The sequence below is a fragment of the Spirulina subsalsa FACHB-351 genome (genome assembly GCF_026130165.1).
Classification (GTDB): domain Bacteria; phylum Cyanobacteriota; class Cyanobacteriia; order Cyanobacteriales; family Spirulinaceae; genus Spirulina_A; species Spirulina_A subsalsa_A.
Genome location: NZ_JAIHOM010000106.1, coordinates 1 through 17,835 on the forward strand (window position 1 = coordinate 1; position 17,835 = coordinate 17,835).

The following is a 17,835-nucleotide window of genomic DNA, read 5'->3' on the forward strand; positions in this document are numbered from 1 at the left end:
TGCGAGATGTTACTTCTAATATCCAATCGGGCATTCGGTTGTTTTCTTCCCACACTCGATAACTACGACGGGGACGATTTTCTACCCCAAACACGACAAAAACATCTGGACAAACTACGGCATCGGGAACACCTTGCTCGTAGGATAACCAAAGATTGCCGGAGACATAGACATCACTACGGGGCTGAAAGTGGTGTTTGAGGGCTTCTACGCCGTAGATGAGATAATCACGAGCGGGATCACTTTCAGCCATGGGCGCTCCGTCTGGTTCGGGGTAGATGAGGGGACTTTGGAGGGAGGAAGGATTCATAAGCTAGTGGAACAACAGTACATTTATTTTAATGTAACCGGAATAAACTGAATTGATTAGGTTGACCAATCATCGGGGTTAATCCCCCGTTCTCGCAGGAGATTACGGAGTTGCTCTAATTCCCGTTCGGCTTGTTCAGCGCGAAACTGTTCCTGTTCGGCTCGCATTCGTTCCCTATTGAATGTCTACTCATTACTATCTCCTAATAAGGTTAAAATACTATTATAATCGTAGTTGTTAACGTAGGTTTTTAATAATTCAGTAAGTTCGGGTTCTTGCTCACCAATCTCCTGAACTAATTGTTGAATTTGGCTTAAATCTAAGCTAAAAATAGCTTCTAACATTTGATTTTTCCAATCTTCGGACAGATGTAAAAATTGTTCAGTATAAAATTCTGTGTCTTGATTTATTGAATTTATAGGTATTTCTTCAGCATAAGTATAATTGATCTCTAAATATTCAGCCATTGTTGATAAAATTTTGGAAATTTCTAGGGGTTTGTGAATAAAGTCGTTGCAACCTAGGTCTAAGGCTTGTTGTTTCTGTTCATCAAAAGCACTAGCGGTTAAGGCGATAATACAGACAGGATTTTTAATTTTCTGTTGTGCTTCAATTTGCCGAATTTTTTGCGTTGCTTCGTACCCATCTAAAATAGGCATTCGTAAATCCATCCAAATTAAATGGGGGTTAAATTGTTGCCACTGTTCGATGGCTTCTTGTCCATTGTGGGCTTCTCGGACAATAAAACCTAGTGGGGTTAAAATTTGCTGCATTAGTTGACGATTGGGGGGGTGATCATCGACGACTAAAATACGATATTCGGGTTGATTGGGGGCTAAACCAATAATCTGTTTAGGGGAGGATGAGGGGGCAGGGGTTTGAGCAAAGGAGGTGAGAATGGGGAGGGTTAAGGTAAATTTAGAGCCTTGTTGCCATTGGGATTGGAGGGTGATTTCTCCGCCCATTAATTTGGCGTAGCGTTGACTGATGGCTAATCCTAAACCTGTGCCTTGTTGGGATTGGATTCCAGACTCTGATTGTACGAAGGGATTAAAGAGTTGGGAAACTTCTTCGGATCGGATGCCAATGCCCGTATCTTGAACGGTAAAGGCGAGTTGTATTAAGGATTGACCCGCTTCGGGGCTGTAGGGGGACAGGGTTTGGGCTGGGAGGGGGGTTTTTTCAATGTAGAAGTGAACGGAGCCTTTGTGGGTGAATTTAAGGGCGTTGCTGAGGAGATTGATGAGGATTTGGCGAAGTTTGAGGCGATCGCAATAAATCCACTCCGGCACTCCTTCCCCTTGACTGATGCGGAATTGCAGTTGTTTTTGTTGGGCTTTTAAGCGGAACAAATTATAAAGTTCATCCAAAATCCGGGATAAGTGACAATCTTCGGGATGAACGGTAATTTGCCCGGCTTCAATTTTGGAAATGTCGAGGATATCATTGATTAAACCGAGCAGGTGTTCTCCACTTTGACGGATGATGTGCAGGTTTTCTTGTTGGGCTGGGGTGAGGTTTTCAGCCCCGTCAAGGACTTGAGCAAAGCCTAAAATAGCGTTTAAGGGCGATCGCAACTCATGACTCATATTCGCTAAAAACGTACTTTTAGCCCGGTTTGCCGCCTCTGCCGCTTCTTTCGCCTTCTCCAATTCCCCTTGAATTTCTTTAAGTGTCGTAATATTTAACACAATCCCATTCCAAGCAATGACCCCATTAGGTCTTCGTACCGGACGAGATTTCCCCATTAACCAAATCATTTCCCCCGAAGGCAAAATATGCCGCCATTCATGGGAAAAACTCGACCACTCCTGAACACTACGTTCCGCCGCATGACGATATCCCGCTTGGTCTTCTGGGTGAATTTGTTCCAGCAATACATTCGCATCCTCATAAACAGCTTCTAAAGTTACTTGACAGAGTTCCTCCACCCCCTCACTGGAATATTCAAACTTCAGGACATTGTTGCCATAATCCACCAATGTATAGAGCATTCCGGGGATATTACTGGCAATAGAACGTAATCGTTCCTCATTTTCCCGTAGTTTAGCCTCCGCTTGTTTCCGATCCCGGATATCCTGAATTTGGGAGACAAAATATAGAGGATTTCCCTCTAAATCCCGCACCAAGGAAACCGTTAACAGAATCCAAATCACCTCCCCGGTTTTACTGAAATAGCGTTTTTCTAGGTTATAGGTGCGTAGCTTGCCCTCCAGCACCTGTGTCCCCAAATTCAAATCCACAATCCAATCATCCGGGTGGGTAATATCCTGCACATTCAGTGCCAGTAATTCCGCCTCACTATAACCCAACATGTCACATAACGTCCGATTGACCCTCAAGCATCGGCCATCGGGTGCCACTAAAGCCATCCCCGTTCCCGCATCATCAAAAGCACTACGAAAACGGGCTTCACTCTCCCTCAGTTGTTCCTCCGTTTCTTTTAAATCCGTAATGTCTACCTCAATCCCATCCCAAATTACCCGACCATCCTCTAAACGACGAGGACTAGAGCAAATTTGGGACCACTGAATACTCCCATCCGGGGCATATTTGCGCATTTGCATCTCAAAAACCGACAAGTTATCTAAAGACTCTTGGGTGAGTCGCTGATGCAGGGGTCGGTCTTCTTCTATAATCAAGTTGTATAAAATCGACCCATCAGCAATGACCTGTTCTGGGGTAACGCCCACCAATTGTTCAATCCCTGCCGTGATATAAGAAAAGTAATATCTCCCGTCCGGATCTCGAACCATTCGATAAATACACCCTTTCGGGAGATTGTCCCCTAAAATCCTCAATTGAGTTTCTCGTTCTTGAGCTTCTAACTCTGCCCGTTTGAGATCGCTAATATCTTGAATTTGAGCCGTGAAATAGAGTGCTTCTCCCGCGTCATTGCGCACTAAAGAAATATTAGACACCGCCCAAATAACATGGCCTTGTTTATGGATATAACGCTTTTCTTCTTGATAAACTCTAATCCGATTCTGTAGCAAATCCTCTAAAGCTTCTTCAGTCTTAGGCAAATCATCAGGATGAGTTAAATCCTTGCAGTGCATTTGCAAAAGCTCAGTTTTGTTATAGCCAAACAACTGGCAAAAACTCTGATTCACCCGGATTAAACGCCCCTCTGTAGACACTAAAGCCATCCCAATGGCCGCATCATCAAAGGCACTGCGAAAACGGGCTTCACTCTCCTGTAAACGAGCCGCTACTTGTTTCCGTTCGGTAATATCCCGAATCATTAACAGGACTTCGTGATCATTCAACTTGACCATCTGCACTTCTTCATCCTGCCATTTCCCCTGAACTAGCACACGCTGCTCATAAACTTCGCGTTTCCCGTTGCGTAACACCTTCTGGAGGGCATCCCATTGACGTTGAGCAACGGGGGGATCGGGCAAGTCATCTAGGCATTTACCAATCCATTGTTCTTTTGGGTTTAAGCTTTTAGTGTAAGGAGAGTTCACAAAGTCCGTATAAATTCCTTGATCATTCAAACAAAACATTAAGTCAGGAATCGCGCTTAAAATAGCTTGTTTTTTCCGTTCACTTTCTTGTAGAGCTAATGCGATCTGTTCCCGTTCCCGTAAAGCCGCCTTTTGTTCCGTGATATCCCGCACAATGATCAGTGCTTCATCCTCCCGACAAGGCACCACTCGACATTCCTCATAGACGAGCTTCCCTTCAATGATTAATTCCTGCTCATAAATTTGTAACTGCCCCGTATTTAATGCCTGCTCCGTAGCCGCTAAACGTTTTTCCGCCAAATCGGGAGGCAGGACATCCCGGACATTGTTCCCTAATCTTTTAAGGCAGTCGGGATCGATTAAACGGATGTGATGGGGGTTATATACCGCTAAACGGGTGCCATCTCTCCTCAAATGAAGTAACAGGTCAGGAAGGGCCGCTAGGGTGGCTTCATGGGTCTGGAGAAGTTCTTGTAGACGCTGTTGGGTGGTGACTTGCTCGGTGACATCCCTTACAATGACCAGTGCTTCATCCTCTCCACAAGGTATGACGCGACATTCCTCATAGTAGATTTCGCCGTTCAGCTCTACGGTTTGTTGATAGATTTGTAATTCTCCGGTATCTAGGGCTTGATTAATATAGTGCAAGCGGGTCTGGGCGAGGTGAGGGGGCAGTGCCTCGGTAATATTGCCACCGACGGGATCATCCAAATTGGAGGGGATGATATGCACTTGTTCGGCATTGAAAATGCCTAAACGAGTGCCATCCCGTCGAATGCGGATTAAGAGGTCAGGAATGGCTTGCAACATGGCTCGCTGGGTCTGAAGCAGGGTTTTGAGGCGCTCTTCTATCTCGATATGTTCGCTAATATCAGTTTGTACCCCGATGAAGTGGGTCACTTGTCCGATTTCGTCATGGACGGGGGAGATGTTTAATTCATTCCAAAACAATGTCCCATCTTTGCGATAATTGCGCAATAGGACTTGGGTGGCTTTTCCTTGGGCGATCGCCTCTTTCAGTTTTTTTCGTTCCGGCTGTTGTCGATCTCGCCCTTGTAAAAAGCGGCAGTTTCGGCCTAACACTTCCTCCGCCTTGTAGCCCGTGATCCGCTCAAAGCCCGAATTCACATACACTAAGGGATAGTCTGGATCTTGAGCATCCACAATAGTAATCCCATTGGTCGAGTTCGCGATCGCCCTTTCCAACAACCGCAATCGTTCCTCACTCGCTTTCCGAGTCGCCCTTTCCTGTTTTAACTGTTGCTGTTGTTGTGCCATTTGTTGGCTGAAACGTGCTTGCATCACCTGACCTTCAATCCGTCGGCGCACCTCTTCCCCACAAAACGGTCTTAAAATATAATCACATCCCCCCACCTCATACACCTTTTGTCGGTCTGTCTCACTCAATAAAGCACCTATAAAAATAATGGGTCTATCACAAAAATTCGACTTTTTTCTAATATCTTTACAAAATTTATAATCCGTGGTTTTAGCGACCTGAAACCCTAATAAAATAACATCCGGTTGTAAGGAGTGAGCTAGTTTTACACCATTGGCTGGGGTTTTAGCCACCGTAATCTGATAATCATGGCCGTTCAATTGCTCTAACAACAAGCAAAGATCCGTCGGATTTTCCTCTACAATCAGAATTTTAATGGGTTCAGCGAAATTATTCATACCATTAAGATTTATCACTCAATTTTTCGTTAAAACTCACTGCTTCCCTTGAACTGGCAACTCAATCATAAATTTTGTTCCCTTCCCTAACTCAGATTCACAAGACAAGCGACCCTGATGATTATTCACAATAATTTGATAACTTACGGAAAGACCTAATCCAGTTCCCTCTCCCACCCCTTTTGTTGTATAAAACGGATCGAAAACTTGAGAAATCTTATCAGAATGAATACCGATTCCATTATCTGCGATAGTAATTTTTATCCATTTCTGATTGAGCAATTCTGTCTCGATTGCAATACAGCCCGGATTGGCTAAAATATCTTCAATATCCCATTGTCGATCTCTTTGCTTAATGGCATCAATTCCATTGGTAATTAAATTAAAGAAAACTTGATTTAACTGTCCAATATCACAATAAACCGACGGCAAATCTCCATAATTGCGAGCCACCATAATATTAGGCATCTCATGGCGTTCCGTTTTCAGTTCGTTGCGCAAAACCATTAAGGTACTATCCAGATTTTCCTGTATATCAACACTCTTAAATCCAGATTCATCTAGTCTAGCAAAAGTTCGCAAAGACTGCACAATATCCCGAATACGAATCGAACCTAGCCACATAGAATCCAACAACTTTGTAATATCTTCCTTGATAAATTCTAAATCCATCTCCTCAACTGCTTCGACAATCTCGGGTGTCGGTTCAAGATAGGTTTCTTGATAAAGCCTGATTAAACTAAGTAAAGATTCGGCGTAGTTTCTAGCCGGTTCTAAATTACCATATATAAAATTAATGGGATTATTAATTTCATGGGCAATCCCGGCGACTAATTGCCCCAAAGAGGACATTTTTTCCGCTTGCACTAGATTGATTTGTGCTTTTTGCAGTTCCTCTAAAGTTTGTTCCAGTTCCCGAGTTTTACTTTGAGCTTTCTGATAAAGTTCTGATTGATTAATAGCGATGGCAATTTGATCCGTTGCCATTTGTAAAAGTTCCAAAGCCACTTCATCCCAAGGTTCTATCTCCGCACTTCGCATACAATTCAATACCCCCAAACCATTGTTTGTAGGGATAGGTAAAAACAAAGCAGACGTAACACCCCGCTCCAAGAAAAACGCCCTCATGATGGGGGCTGTCACCCCTTGGGTATCCTCAATTTGGAAACTTTGACCTTCTTGTAACTGTTCCAACATCATGGGGTCTGCTGCCGAGGGAAACTGTCCCAAATACGATAAAGACTCTGGGAGTTTCGCCTCAGTAATAACCTCCCAATACCCCAAAGCAAAGATGGAATCATCGGGCATTTTTTCATCAGGGGGGCGATACCAAGCAAAAGTACAAGCACTGACGGGTAAAAGATTATAAATTTCCGTTACCGTGGCTTCTAATACCGTTTGTAAATCCAAAGATTGACGAATTTGACTTGCTAATAATTTTTGCAGTGCATCCCGAGTTTTCGCACTAGCTTGTAGTTGTGCCTGAGACTCCTTGAGAGCCATTTCAGTGAGTTTCCGATCATTAATTGTTTGAGCCGTTCCCACAATGCGATACAGTTCTCCTTGTTCATTGCGTAGAGGATTTAAGGTCGTCAAGAACCAAATCATCTCGCTCTCAACGAACAAACATTCTTCATAGCTAATGGGTTGTCCTGCCGCTACACAACGGGCATAATTAGCGCTCAAACTTGCCCCTAATTCCTCCCCAAATACTTCCCGAGGGGTTTTCCCGACAATAGAACTAGAGGGAATCTTCATTAATTGATCCGCAAAGGTATTCCACCCCACATAATAAAAATCCCCCTCCGGGTCAACATCAAGAATAAAAATGACTTGGGAAATACCTTCATAAATACTGCGGAGAAACTCCTCTCGTTGTCGTAGTGCTAATTCTGCTTGACGGCGTTCGGTAATATCTAAAACGGTGCCAAAAAGTTGAATGACTTCCCCTTGCTCATTGCTTACAGCTTCCCCTCGTACATCCACATGACGTAATTCTCCACTATTGGCCTGATAAATGCGGTAATCCAGGCGGAAAGGATGACCCGTGGCTAAAGTGTGACTCACAATGTCATGATGGAGGGGTTGATCATCAGGGTGAATATACTCGGTAAACTGTTCCAGAGACGGCGCTTCTCCTTCAGTGTCCCAGCCATAGATGCGAAACATTTCCTCAGACCAACTCACTTGTTGAGTTAAGACATCAAATTCCCAGTTACCAATATGGGCAATTCGTTGTGCTTTTTGCAGTTGCTGCTCACTGACGAGAAGTGCTTGAGTGGCGGCCTGACGTTCCCGAAAGGCGGCTTTTTGTTGGCTAATGTCATTGACTAATACCCCCACTCCTAATACTTCGCCATTTGCCACTTGGGCTAAAAAGAGGGACACCGACCAAGTAGATTCTTGAGTGGGATGCTGGGGGTCTACTGTGGTCACTTCTTGTTCTAAAATCGCCTCTCCTGTGCTTCTCACCTGTTCACACAGAGGGGCGAAAAAGGCCACTTGCTCGGGTAAAACCTCGGCGATGCTGTGGTTCAAGTGTTCGGCTACCGTCTTGCCGTTTAACTGGGCTAAATATTGATTAATGAAGCGAAACCGCAGGTCAAAATCTAGGAGGGCTATTCCTGTAGGGACGGTGAGAAAAAAGGCTTCTAGGGGGCTGTTAGGGGTCGCTGATGGCGGGTTTAGGGTTTGGGTGGTGAGGTCTGTAATGACTCCTTCAAAGCGGGCGGGGGTTCCTCGGACGCGCCAGAATTTATTGCGTAAGAAGCGCATTGATCCATCCGGGCGAATAATGGGATAGTGGAGTTCCTTGACTTCGCCGAGTTTGAGGGTATTGAGGGCTTGGGTCAGGCGATCGCGCTCCGGAGGATAAATAGCATCCCACCAGCCCGTCGGAGACTGGTTTTCATCACACACCGCCCCCCCAAAAATTTCCTCTAGTGCCGGATTAAAATATAAAAATCGACGAGCCTTATAACTCATCGACCAAACCCCCTCTTGGAGTTCAGCCAACAACCGAGAATAGTCAAAGGAGAAGGGGGATGAAAATGTCATGATCAACCTGGATAGAAACGAGAAACCTGAACATTTTTAAGAGGCTAACATCCGTTCCTCTCTCGGATCTTCCTCATGTTCAACTTGAAACACCGTCGCGTATAAATTGGCAATTACCTGTTTTCCGGTTTGGGTTAAATTCAGATACTTTAACCCCGTTTGAATATAAGGATAAACCGCTTTCCAATAAAAACTAGGATAATTCGCCCGCAAATCCCCCGGCGATTGATACCCTAAAAACTGATTCGTGCCAATTTCCTCAAACTCATAAAATAACGCCGGAATTTTTTGTAAATACCGAGGATCACTTAACTGCCCGATTAAATCGGCCGCCCGCACTAAACCGGGGTAATTTTCTGTATTTTTATGGTCTTCATCCGCCGGCACCGGAAACCGAGTTAACTCAATATTTTCCTTGAGAATTTCCGCATCAATCAACTTATGGCCGCGAAAACGCTCCATAACAAAGGATTTTCCCCGATCCACATGATAAGGGGCTAAGGCCGCATCGCTAGCCCCAGTCGGCAGTTCAATCATTTGTTCCCCCACCCCTGTCGCGTAGAGATTAACACTAGGGCGATCGCGCTGACAAACCCCCTTCACATACCCAATATCATGGCACAGCAGGGAAATATGAAAATGCAGCCAATCCTCCGGAGTCGCCCCCCCCTCCTTAATATGCTTTCCCCGCAAGATTTCTTGACCTACCAACGTAACAAAAATCGTATGTTCCACGTTATGATACAGTGCGTCACTATTGGCAATATTTTCTAAAGCCATTCCCGCCGCCCAAGAAATAATCTCGGAATACTCAGACTTCCAGCCCCCGTAAGTCCGATGATAACCCCGGTTCAGTTGCGTCACAAGATGATCAATTAATAAATTCGTGGACAAAAACATAGGGAATTCCCAGTGAATCGTTAAGGACAGATTCCAGTCAACAACCCCACCGCAAGTTTACGACCTCGGAAGGTTCTCCCTTTAGTTTAACTCAGGGCTTGCCCCGAGTTTCCCCCTTCTTCAGCAAGCCCTATCGAGCCGACCTGTTTCTTGGGGTCGATTTTGTTAAAACAAGGCTCGTACCGTAAACTCATAATCACTCCCCGGCTCCAATTGATAATCCGAACGCTCCAAAAAACGACTCAGGGGTTCTAGAATTAAAGCCCGTCCCAAGGAAGGTTGAATGATTAAGACTCCCTGACGAAAACGCCATTGAAACTGCCACTCGTAGGAAGCGGCACTCACTTCCCCTTCAATTTGTCCTTGTTGCCAAGATTGCCCCGTAATCCGGACATGGGCAGTGGTTTCAGGCAAATACTTAGAACTCACAGGCGGCGTAGTTAAATCGCTACATCAGCCAATCACCATAGCAAATTTCCAAAAAAATTGCCGATCACCTGCTGCACTTTATCATCCAAAATCTCCCAGTCTACCTCTTGGCTTTCATCCAATAAACGGGTATCAATTTCCACTAACTTTTCTTCCAGTGTATCAGTAATTTCGTACTGAATAAAACAGACCTGAAAGCACAGTTCCCATAGGTTTACTCGTACTACTTTATTCTCATGGGTGAGACAGAGTTGATGGCCCGGATAGGGGGTTTCAACCTCTTCATAATGGCTTTGACCCGGAAAGGTGTCCAGTTGCTGGCGGAGGTTGTCCACTACTCGGATTAAGATGGGCTGCATGAGAATTTGGGCTTGTTCCCAGTCTTGAGTTGTGCGGAATTTGGGTTTCATGGTGTGAAGATCGTAAAACTCAGGAGAAACGTCTAGGGTAGAAGGGAATGGGGAAAAGAACAAGACCACAATCGAAGTCAGTCGCTTTTTCTTCTCCCTGAATGTGTCAAGATGAAGTCAAAATAGCTTAAATCAATCGGTCAATGATTGGAAAACTACTAGATGGGCGTTATCAAATTATTCAAACACTAGCGGCGGGTGGGTTTGGTCAAACTTATCTCGCTCAGGATACCCGTCGTCCGGGGCATCCTATTTGTGTGGTGAAACAGTTACACCCAGTCAGTCAAGATCCCCAATTTTTAGCAACAGCGCGCCGACTCTTCACAACGGAGGCGGAAACCTTAGAACGTTTAGGAATGCACGGTCAAATTCCCCGGTTATTGGCTTATTTTGAGCAAGAGGCGGAATTTTATTTAGTTCAAGATTATGTGGAAGGACATCCTTTAACTCAGGAGTTGGTGAAAGGTCAGCGCTGGGAAGAAGGAAAGGTGATCCAACTGTTGCGCGAACTGTTGGAGGTGTTGACTTTTGTTCATGGTCAAAATGTCATACATCGGGATATTAAGCCGGATAATATTTTGCGCTCTGATGGGGATGGGCGTTTGGTGTTGGTGGATTTTGGGGCGGTGAAACAGATTCGCTCTCAAGTAGCCTTGAACCCCTACGGGGCGACGAATACGGTTTCTGTGGGAACTCCGGGCTATATGGCCAGTGAACAGGCGAGGGGCCAGCCTTGTTTTGCCAGTGATTTGTATTCGGTGGGGGTGATTGGGATTCAGGCGTTAACGGGGGTGAGTCCTCAACAGTTTGAGTATGATTCTCAAACCGGGGAGATTGTCTGGCAACGGGATTGTTGTAGTCCGGGTTTGGGGGCGATTTTAGAGCGTTTGGTGGCCTATCATTTTCGGGAGCGTTATCAGTCGGCGGCTGAGGTGCTGACGGTGGTTTCTAATCTTCATGTGACGGCGGCTCCGACAGCCCAGTTGCCTGCGATTGCTCCGCCTCCTCCTTCGCCTACGGTGCCGCCGTTATCCCAACAGGCTACGCTGCCTGTGGCTCCGCTGGAGATGTCGGTTCATCGGGTGTCTCCGGTTAAGACGGCGCGAGGGGGATATTCTCCTGCACCGAAGGGGAAAAAGCCACCGCATCCGGTGTTGTTGCTGTTTTGTTCGGTGTTTGCGGTGATGTTTTCGGTGGCGTTTGGGGCAACGTTGGCCCTCAATCGGTTACAGCCTCAATCTGGGACGGCGAATAATGGACCTCGGCGGTCTAATCCGGTGTTGGATTGGTTTGGGGGGCGTGAGGTGTCTTTTGAACGTCGGCCGACTTGTACGGTGTTGGTGGAGAATGGGTTAAATGTGCGCGATCGCCCTAATGGTCAGATCGTCGGCGGGGTGGAACGGGGGACGGTGTTGAGTCTCACGGGTCGGAAAGCGGACAACTGGGTACAAATTAACGACCCGGTGGAGGGGTGGGTGTCCAGTCAGCCTCAATATGTGACCTGTGATCAGGATTTTACAGCCCCTGTAGCTCGGGAATCCTCTCCTGAGCCTGGGAGTCCTCCTGTGGCTTCTCCTGTCCCAGAAAGACGGGTAGACCAAGGGGGGGAGGTTTTAAGGCGGGCGCAAGAACAGTTTCAAAATGGGGATTTAGCGGGGGCGATTGAGTTGGCGCGTTCGATTTCTCGTCGCAGTGAGGCCTACCGTCAAGCCCAGAATACTATGGCTCAATGGCAACAGGAATGGCAGGTTTTAGAAAGGCGTTATGAGGCGGCCCGACGGGCTTTAGCGGAACGTCGTTGGGATGATGCGATCGCCCACGCCAATACAAATCCGAGTGAGTATGAGTATTGGAAAACTCGCTTTCTCCAGATTGCTAAGGAAGCACGCGATCGCAAGGCCGAACAACAACGCAATGCTACCCCTACCCGGACAACCCCTCGCCCTTCCCCCTCTGACATGATAGAAGATTCTACGGCTTCCCCCTTGGTGGAAAAACCCCAAAAGCCAGAAGAACAAACCGGAGGCTGGATTATTAGTCCTCCTAAACCTACCCCGGAGGAAACAACGCCAACCTTTATTTCCCCTGAACCCATAATTGAGCCGTCAGCACCTCCTTCCACTGTCACACAACCCGAGAGTTCTGACTCGTCTTTTCTTGAACCCTTTTAGCAACGCATTCCCCCACCGGGGAACAATTAATAATTGTTAATTATTAATTATCAATTATCAATTTTCACTTTAGGCAATTCAAACCCCATCTCTTGCACCATCTGCCGCAAGCGTTGCGCTTCCAACAAATTAGAATTTTCTAATAAGGCAATGGCTTTGCTGATATACTCTAACCCCTTCTGAATTTGCCCGCATTTAATCCACACTACGCCTAAATTTTGATAGGCTTCGGCATAGTCCGGTTTCAGCTTAATCGCTTCTTCATAGGCTTGAATGGCATCTTTATAATTCCCTTGGGCTTTTAAAGCAGCACCTAGATTAAAGTAGCCTTTAATAAAACTGGGATCAATGGCGATGGTAGCACCAAAAGCACGCTCTGCCATTTCGTATTCTCCAGCATTTTGGAGTAATGCCCCAAGGTTATTATAAGCCCCTAATTTTAGAGGGGGCATAATGTCTTGAGCTAAGGCCGCTTGATAGTGAATAACGGCTTTATTCCCATCTTGTTGGCGTTGATAGGCATTGCCGAGATGATAGTTTAATTCGTAGAGAACAAGGGGATCAGCATTATAATCTTTCAAGCCCCGTTCTAGTAATTCAATCCCTTGGTCGATTTGTCCCGTTTGAACGTAGAGCGCGCCTAATTTATTGCAGGCATAGGAATCATCGGGATAGTCTTTAATATAAGTTTCCATTGCCTGTTGAGCGCGGCTGAACTTGTCTTTGGCGGCGATCGCACTAGCACTATACCCCGAGTGTAACACCGCGACCCCGGGCAAAGATAGAATTTCCCAATGCTTCTCCTTTTCCATCAGTGCCATCACACTATCATCAATAATGGCATGGTAGGGGCGAGAGAACTTTAACTCCCGATGGTGTCGGAAGAGTCGGGACGTTAAGGAGTAGGGCGTTTGAGTCGCTCCGATTTCTTGCCGGACTAAATTGACCACCAGTAAATTTTCATTTAAAATAGCCACCCGGAGCGGTGCAACAATGGCCGGGTCTAAGGTTTCATCCGCATCCAGAATTAAGACCCAATCCCCCGTTACATACTTGAGGGCTTCATTCCGTGCCGCCGCAAAATCATTACACCACTCAAAGTAATGTACCGTCGCGCCAAATTCTTGGGCAATTTCTGGAGTGCGATCGCTCGATCCCGTATCTAACACCACAATTTCATCCACCGCACCTTTCACACTTTCTAAGCACTGGGGTAAAGATTTTTCCTCGTCTTTGACGATCATGCAGAGGCTTAATTTCATCGTTAAACTGGTTATTAAACAGGGTTGAGCCGTGAACAGATTAAACGTTGAGTTTGACAATCCCACCGTTAAATCAAAGATTATAACGGGAAATCCAAGATTATAATTAGGGTCGGCTGAAAAAGCCCAACGCTAGACTCAACAAGGGAATAGGGAATAGGGAATAGGGAATAGGTAATAGGTAATAGGTGATAGGGAATTTCTCCCCTGCTCCCCTGCTCCCCCGCTCCCGACACCCGTTGAGCGTTTAGGGTGCAACAATCACACAGTTTCGTCCGGCCGCTTTCGCCCGATAAAGCGCCGCATCAGCCGCTTGAATGACCGCAATGGCCGTTGTGCCGTGTTGGGGAAACGCGGCCACACCTAGAGAAGCACTGAGGTTTTCAAAATGTTGACCCTTGTGGCTCAAGTTTAACTGCTCAATAGCGAGGCGTATGGTGTCTGCCCGAGTCTTGGTATTTTCTAAGGAGGACTCCGGTAAAACGAGGGTCATTTCCTCCCCCCCATAACGACAGGCAATATCAGACCCCCGGACATGATGTTTTAGAACTTCTCCCACTGTTTTCAAAACAAAATCCCCCGCTTCATGACCGTAGGTATCGTTAAAGCGTTTGAAATGGTCAATATCAAGCATAATCACCCCGATGGGATGCTGATGTCGTTGAGCGCGTAACATCTCCTGATTAAAGGCTTCTTCAAGATAGCGACGATTAAATAAGCCCGTGAGGGGATCGCGGATACTTTGGTGTTGGAGAGTTTCCCGCAAGTTCAAGTTGGCAATGGCTAGACTTAATTGTTCCGCTACGGTGCGCGCTAATTGTTGTTTGGTATCAGGGAGAGCGCCGGGAGTTTCGCTACTCAGATAAAATAAACCCAATGTTTCCCCTTGAGCAACCATTGGGATACACAACGTAATCCCTAATCCTTCAGGATCGACAATGTGGGAACATCGAGGGCCTGAACGATGAACTCCCACCTCATAAAAGCGACCTCGCCGCAGTCCCCAACAATCTTTAGGATGGAATTCTGGGATTGAGTGTAGATTTTTCCCCCACTGGGCAACATTTTCCACACGATTCCGCGAAGCACAGGTAATAAATAATCCTCCCGAACAGTTAGGGAACAAGGGTTCTACTAAATGGGCGCTAGAGAGACAAGCCTCCTCAACAGTTTGGCAAGCTTGGAGGAAATCGCTCATGTCACTGAGCATGAGCATTTCTTGATTGCGTTGATCGAGGTCTTGTAAGCGTTGTTCTAACTGCTGATTGATCTGTTGGAGTGCCTTTTCCGACTGCCTCAAATTGCTGATATTACGGAAGGTAACGGCAAAACCATCCCCAAGCTTAACGGCAACGATTTCAAACCAGCAGTCAATGCCATCCTGTTGATAGTGAAATTCACGTCTTAAGGGTTCTCCCGAGGTCACGACACGCCTATAGGCATCAAACAGACCGTCGGTTTTATTCCCCGGCATGACCTCTAACAGACGCTGGCCGATCAGTTGATGCCGCGATCGCTTGACTAATTCACAGGCCATAGGATTACTCAACAACCAAACAAAATCAATAATTTCTCCCCCCTTATCCCGCAAAGATTGGAAGGCCATAATACCATCAAGCGAACTGTTCAGAATCCCCACCAATTGGGCTTCAGAGGTTTGTAACGCTTTCTGCATTTCCACCATGGGGGTGATATCCGTCACCAGTTTGACACAGCCGTTATATTGATTCTGCTGATCTAATAGGGGGGTTGAGGAAACCATTGCCCACAGTCCTCTACCATCTTGGCGGCGGAACTTGGTTCGATGTTGATCACTTAAACCTTGATGGCGGTCTTCTAGACAGTTTTGGGCTAGGGAACGATGTTCTGGGTCAATAAACTCTAGGTAGGGTGTTCCTATCATTTCCTGAATGCTATAGCCCAACATCGTGGCCATCTGCCTGTTGGCAAAGCTGGTTTCATCAAGGGCATCCAACACCCAAACTCCCTCTAAGGTGGTTTCAATAATGGTGCGATACTGAGCTTCACTTTGTTGTAGTGCCAGTTGCGCCTGTTTGCGTTCGGTGATGTCGTAGTTAATCCCCGTCATTCGCACCGCCTCCCCTTGGTCATTGTATTGCACCAAGGCCGTGGATTGAATCCACAGTTTCACTCCATCAGGGCGTTGTACACGGAATTCGATATCAAAGCATTGTTCGCCATTGAGGGCATCTTGAAGGGCGGTGGCAATGGAGAAACGATCATCGGGATGGACTAAATCAGCCCAGTCTTCATAGAGGACTTTTCGGCCTAAATCTTGTAGCCCAAACAGTTCATACATCCGGTCATCCCAAGTAACATTACTGCTAAAATCCCAGTCCCATGTGCCGATTTTCCCGGCTTCTAGAGCAAGGGAGAGACGGGTGGAGAGATTCTGAAGTTGGGCTTTGGTTTCCTGACGATCTGTAATATCTCGGACGGCGGCATAGATTAAATCTCCCATGGGGACGGAACACCACTCTAGCCAACGATAGGAACCATCTTGGCAACGGTAACGGTTAGTAAAGTTCAGGACTTTTTCCTGATTTTTTAAATGCCCAAAAGCGTCTATTGTGGCTTGGCAGTCGTCGGGGTGTACATAGTCCATAAATTGCGCCCCTTCTAATTCGGCTAGGGGATAACCGAGGGTTTGTTCCCATTGAGGATTGAGGCGCACAAAACGACCTTGAGCGTCGGCGATACAAAATAAATCGGCTGTGACGGAGAAAAAATGGTCTAATTCTTGGGTTTTGTTTTGCAGGGCAATTTCTGCCTGTTTACGAGCGCTGATGTCTTTCATGAAGCAGCGATGACCGATGATTTCCCCCTGATCATCGTAGTCGGCCATCATAATCACTTGTTTATAGAATACAGACCCATCTGGCCGAATTCCCCGGGCTTCTGCTTCGACTTTGCCCGTTTCTAACATCATGTGATATTGGGCTTCTAAGTAGGGGAGATCGTCGGGGTGAACGGTTTTGGTCCAAAGTTGACCGATCAGGTCTTGGGGGTCATAGCCACAAATCTGGGCGTAGGCTGGGTTAACTTGTTGATAATAACCTGCCCGGTCTAGTTGTGAAACTCCCACTAAGGCGTTTTGGAGGGCTTGGTTTTGTTGGGAGAGTTGCGCATTGGCTTGGGCAAGTTCTGAGGTGCGCTGGGCGACTTCGGTTTCTAATTCTTGTTTAGCTTGTTGTAATTCGGCAATGAGGGCGGCTTGATTGATGGCAATGCCGACTTGAATGGCAATTTGTTGTAAGCCCTGAATTTCTGCGGTTTCCCAAGGGCGGGGGTGGCGACAATGATGGGCGATTAATAGACCCCAGAGTTGTGGCCCTTTAAAGAGGGGAATGGCTAATTTGGCTTGGACTTGGAGACGCTCTAGAAACTGACGATAGCAAGGTATGAGGTCGGCGGTGCTGAGGTCGGCGATCGCAGAAAATTGATGATCGTCATGAAAGTGTATGGGGGGAGTAAAGCATTGATCCTGAATCTGACATCCCACTAATGACCATTGAGGATCGGCGACTTTCTCCACGCTAACGGTTCGGGAGTTCAGTTGGTAGATCAAAACGCGATCGCACCCTAACAACTTCTGCACTTCATCGGTCGTAGTCTGAAGAATCTCCTCTAAGTCCAACGCCTGACGAATGCGCAAGGCCACTGTTGCCATCAAATGATCCCACTCCAAACGTGCTTGATGGCTGATCCGCAGTTGCTGACAGTCTGATATTCCTAGATTTTCTTCTGAGGAAGAATTAAAATCCAATGACTCTGAATGATTCATTTGCCCCTCCATCAACCCATTCAAAACTCCCAAGAAGGACACAAAACCCCCAAGCCATTATAAAGACCCTTCCCCAACCACCATCTAATCTGATTTTTGATGGTTAGCAACTGAAGATTATGCGCGAACTGCCCCACTGCCAAGGCAATAGGGAGTTCCTAGGAATCCTCTTAAATTTTAACATTCTTGGGAAAGCTCTTGGGGCTTGGGCGACATTGAAGGGTGGTGCATCAAGACTATAGCCATCTTGACGAGTTAAGCAGGAATGTCCTTTGGTAATAGGGAATAATTAGGGCTTGCTGAATAACTTGGGGAGCAGGGGAGAGGGGGAGCGGGGGAGCGGG

At 46.5% G+C, this 17,835-nt stretch carries 9 protein-coding genes; 1 reads left to right on the plus strand and 8 read right to left on the minus strand.

Features of this window, described 5'->3' with window-relative positions; all coding sequences use genetic code 11:
* The 6 genes from K4A83_RS17555 to K4A83_RS17580 all read right to left on the minus strand — a co-directional run.
* On the minus strand, window positions 1–310 hold a 310-nt coding region (locus K4A83_RS17555; RefSeq protein ID WP_265265952.1), incomplete at its 3' end, for a Uma2 family endonuclease.
* A 185-nt stretch (window positions 311–495) separates the two neighbouring features.
* Window positions 496–5,457, minus strand: a complete 4,962-nt coding sequence (locus K4A83_RS17560; protein ID WP_265265953.1) for a PAS domain S-box protein — start codon at window positions 5,455–5,457, stop codon at window positions 496–498.
* Window positions 5,458–5,493: 36 nt separating this feature from the next.
* Window positions 5,494–8,514, minus strand: coding sequence for a PAS domain-containing protein (locus tag K4A83_RS17565; protein ID WP_265265954.1), 3,021 nt, complete (start codon window positions 8,512–8,514; stop codon window positions 5,494–5,496).
* Window positions 8,515–8,550: 36 nt separating this feature from the next.
* Window positions 8,551–9,414: an Npun_R2479 family HD domain-containing metalloprotein gene (locus K4A83_RS17570; protein ID WP_265265955.1), complete on the minus strand. Its 864-nt coding sequence runs from the start codon at window positions 9,412–9,414 to the stop codon at window positions 8,551–8,553.
* A gap of 165 nt (window positions 9,415–9,579) precedes the next feature.
* A complete protein-coding gene (locus tag K4A83_RS17575; RefSeq protein WP_265265956.1) occupies window positions 9,580–9,843 on the minus strand; it encodes a DUF3146 family protein in 264 nt (87 codons plus the stop codon).
* Between the two features lie 32 nt (window positions 9,844–9,875).
* A complete protein-coding gene (locus K4A83_RS17580; protein ID WP_265265957.1) occupies window positions 9,876–10,253 on the minus strand; it encodes a hypothetical protein in 378 nt (125 codons plus the stop codon).
* Between the two features lie 143 nt (window positions 10,254–10,396).
* Between K4A83_RS17580 and K4A83_RS17585 the strand changes: the two genes are divergently transcribed.
* A complete protein-coding gene (locus tag K4A83_RS17585; RefSeq protein ID WP_265265958.1) occupies window positions 10,397–12,424 on the plus strand; it encodes a protein kinase domain-containing protein in 2,028 nt (675 codons plus the stop codon).
* Between the two features lie 50 nt (window positions 12,425–12,474).
* On the opposite strand, the gene K4A83_RS17590 is transcribed toward K4A83_RS17585, so the two are convergent.
* Together K4A83_RS17590 and K4A83_RS17595 are read right to left on the minus strand one after the other, a co-directional pair.
* A complete protein-coding gene (locus K4A83_RS17590; protein ID WP_265265959.1) occupies window positions 12,475–13,686 on the minus strand; it encodes a glycosyltransferase in 1,212 nt (403 codons plus the stop codon).
* 247 nt (window positions 13,687–13,933) lie between these two features.
* On the minus strand, window positions 13,934–17,491 hold the full coding sequence (locus K4A83_RS17595) for a PAS domain S-box protein (protein WP_265265960.1): 3,558 nt from the start codon (window positions 17,489–17,491) through the stop codon (window positions 13,934–13,936).
* Between the last annotated feature and the right edge of the window lie 344 nt (window positions 17,492–17,835).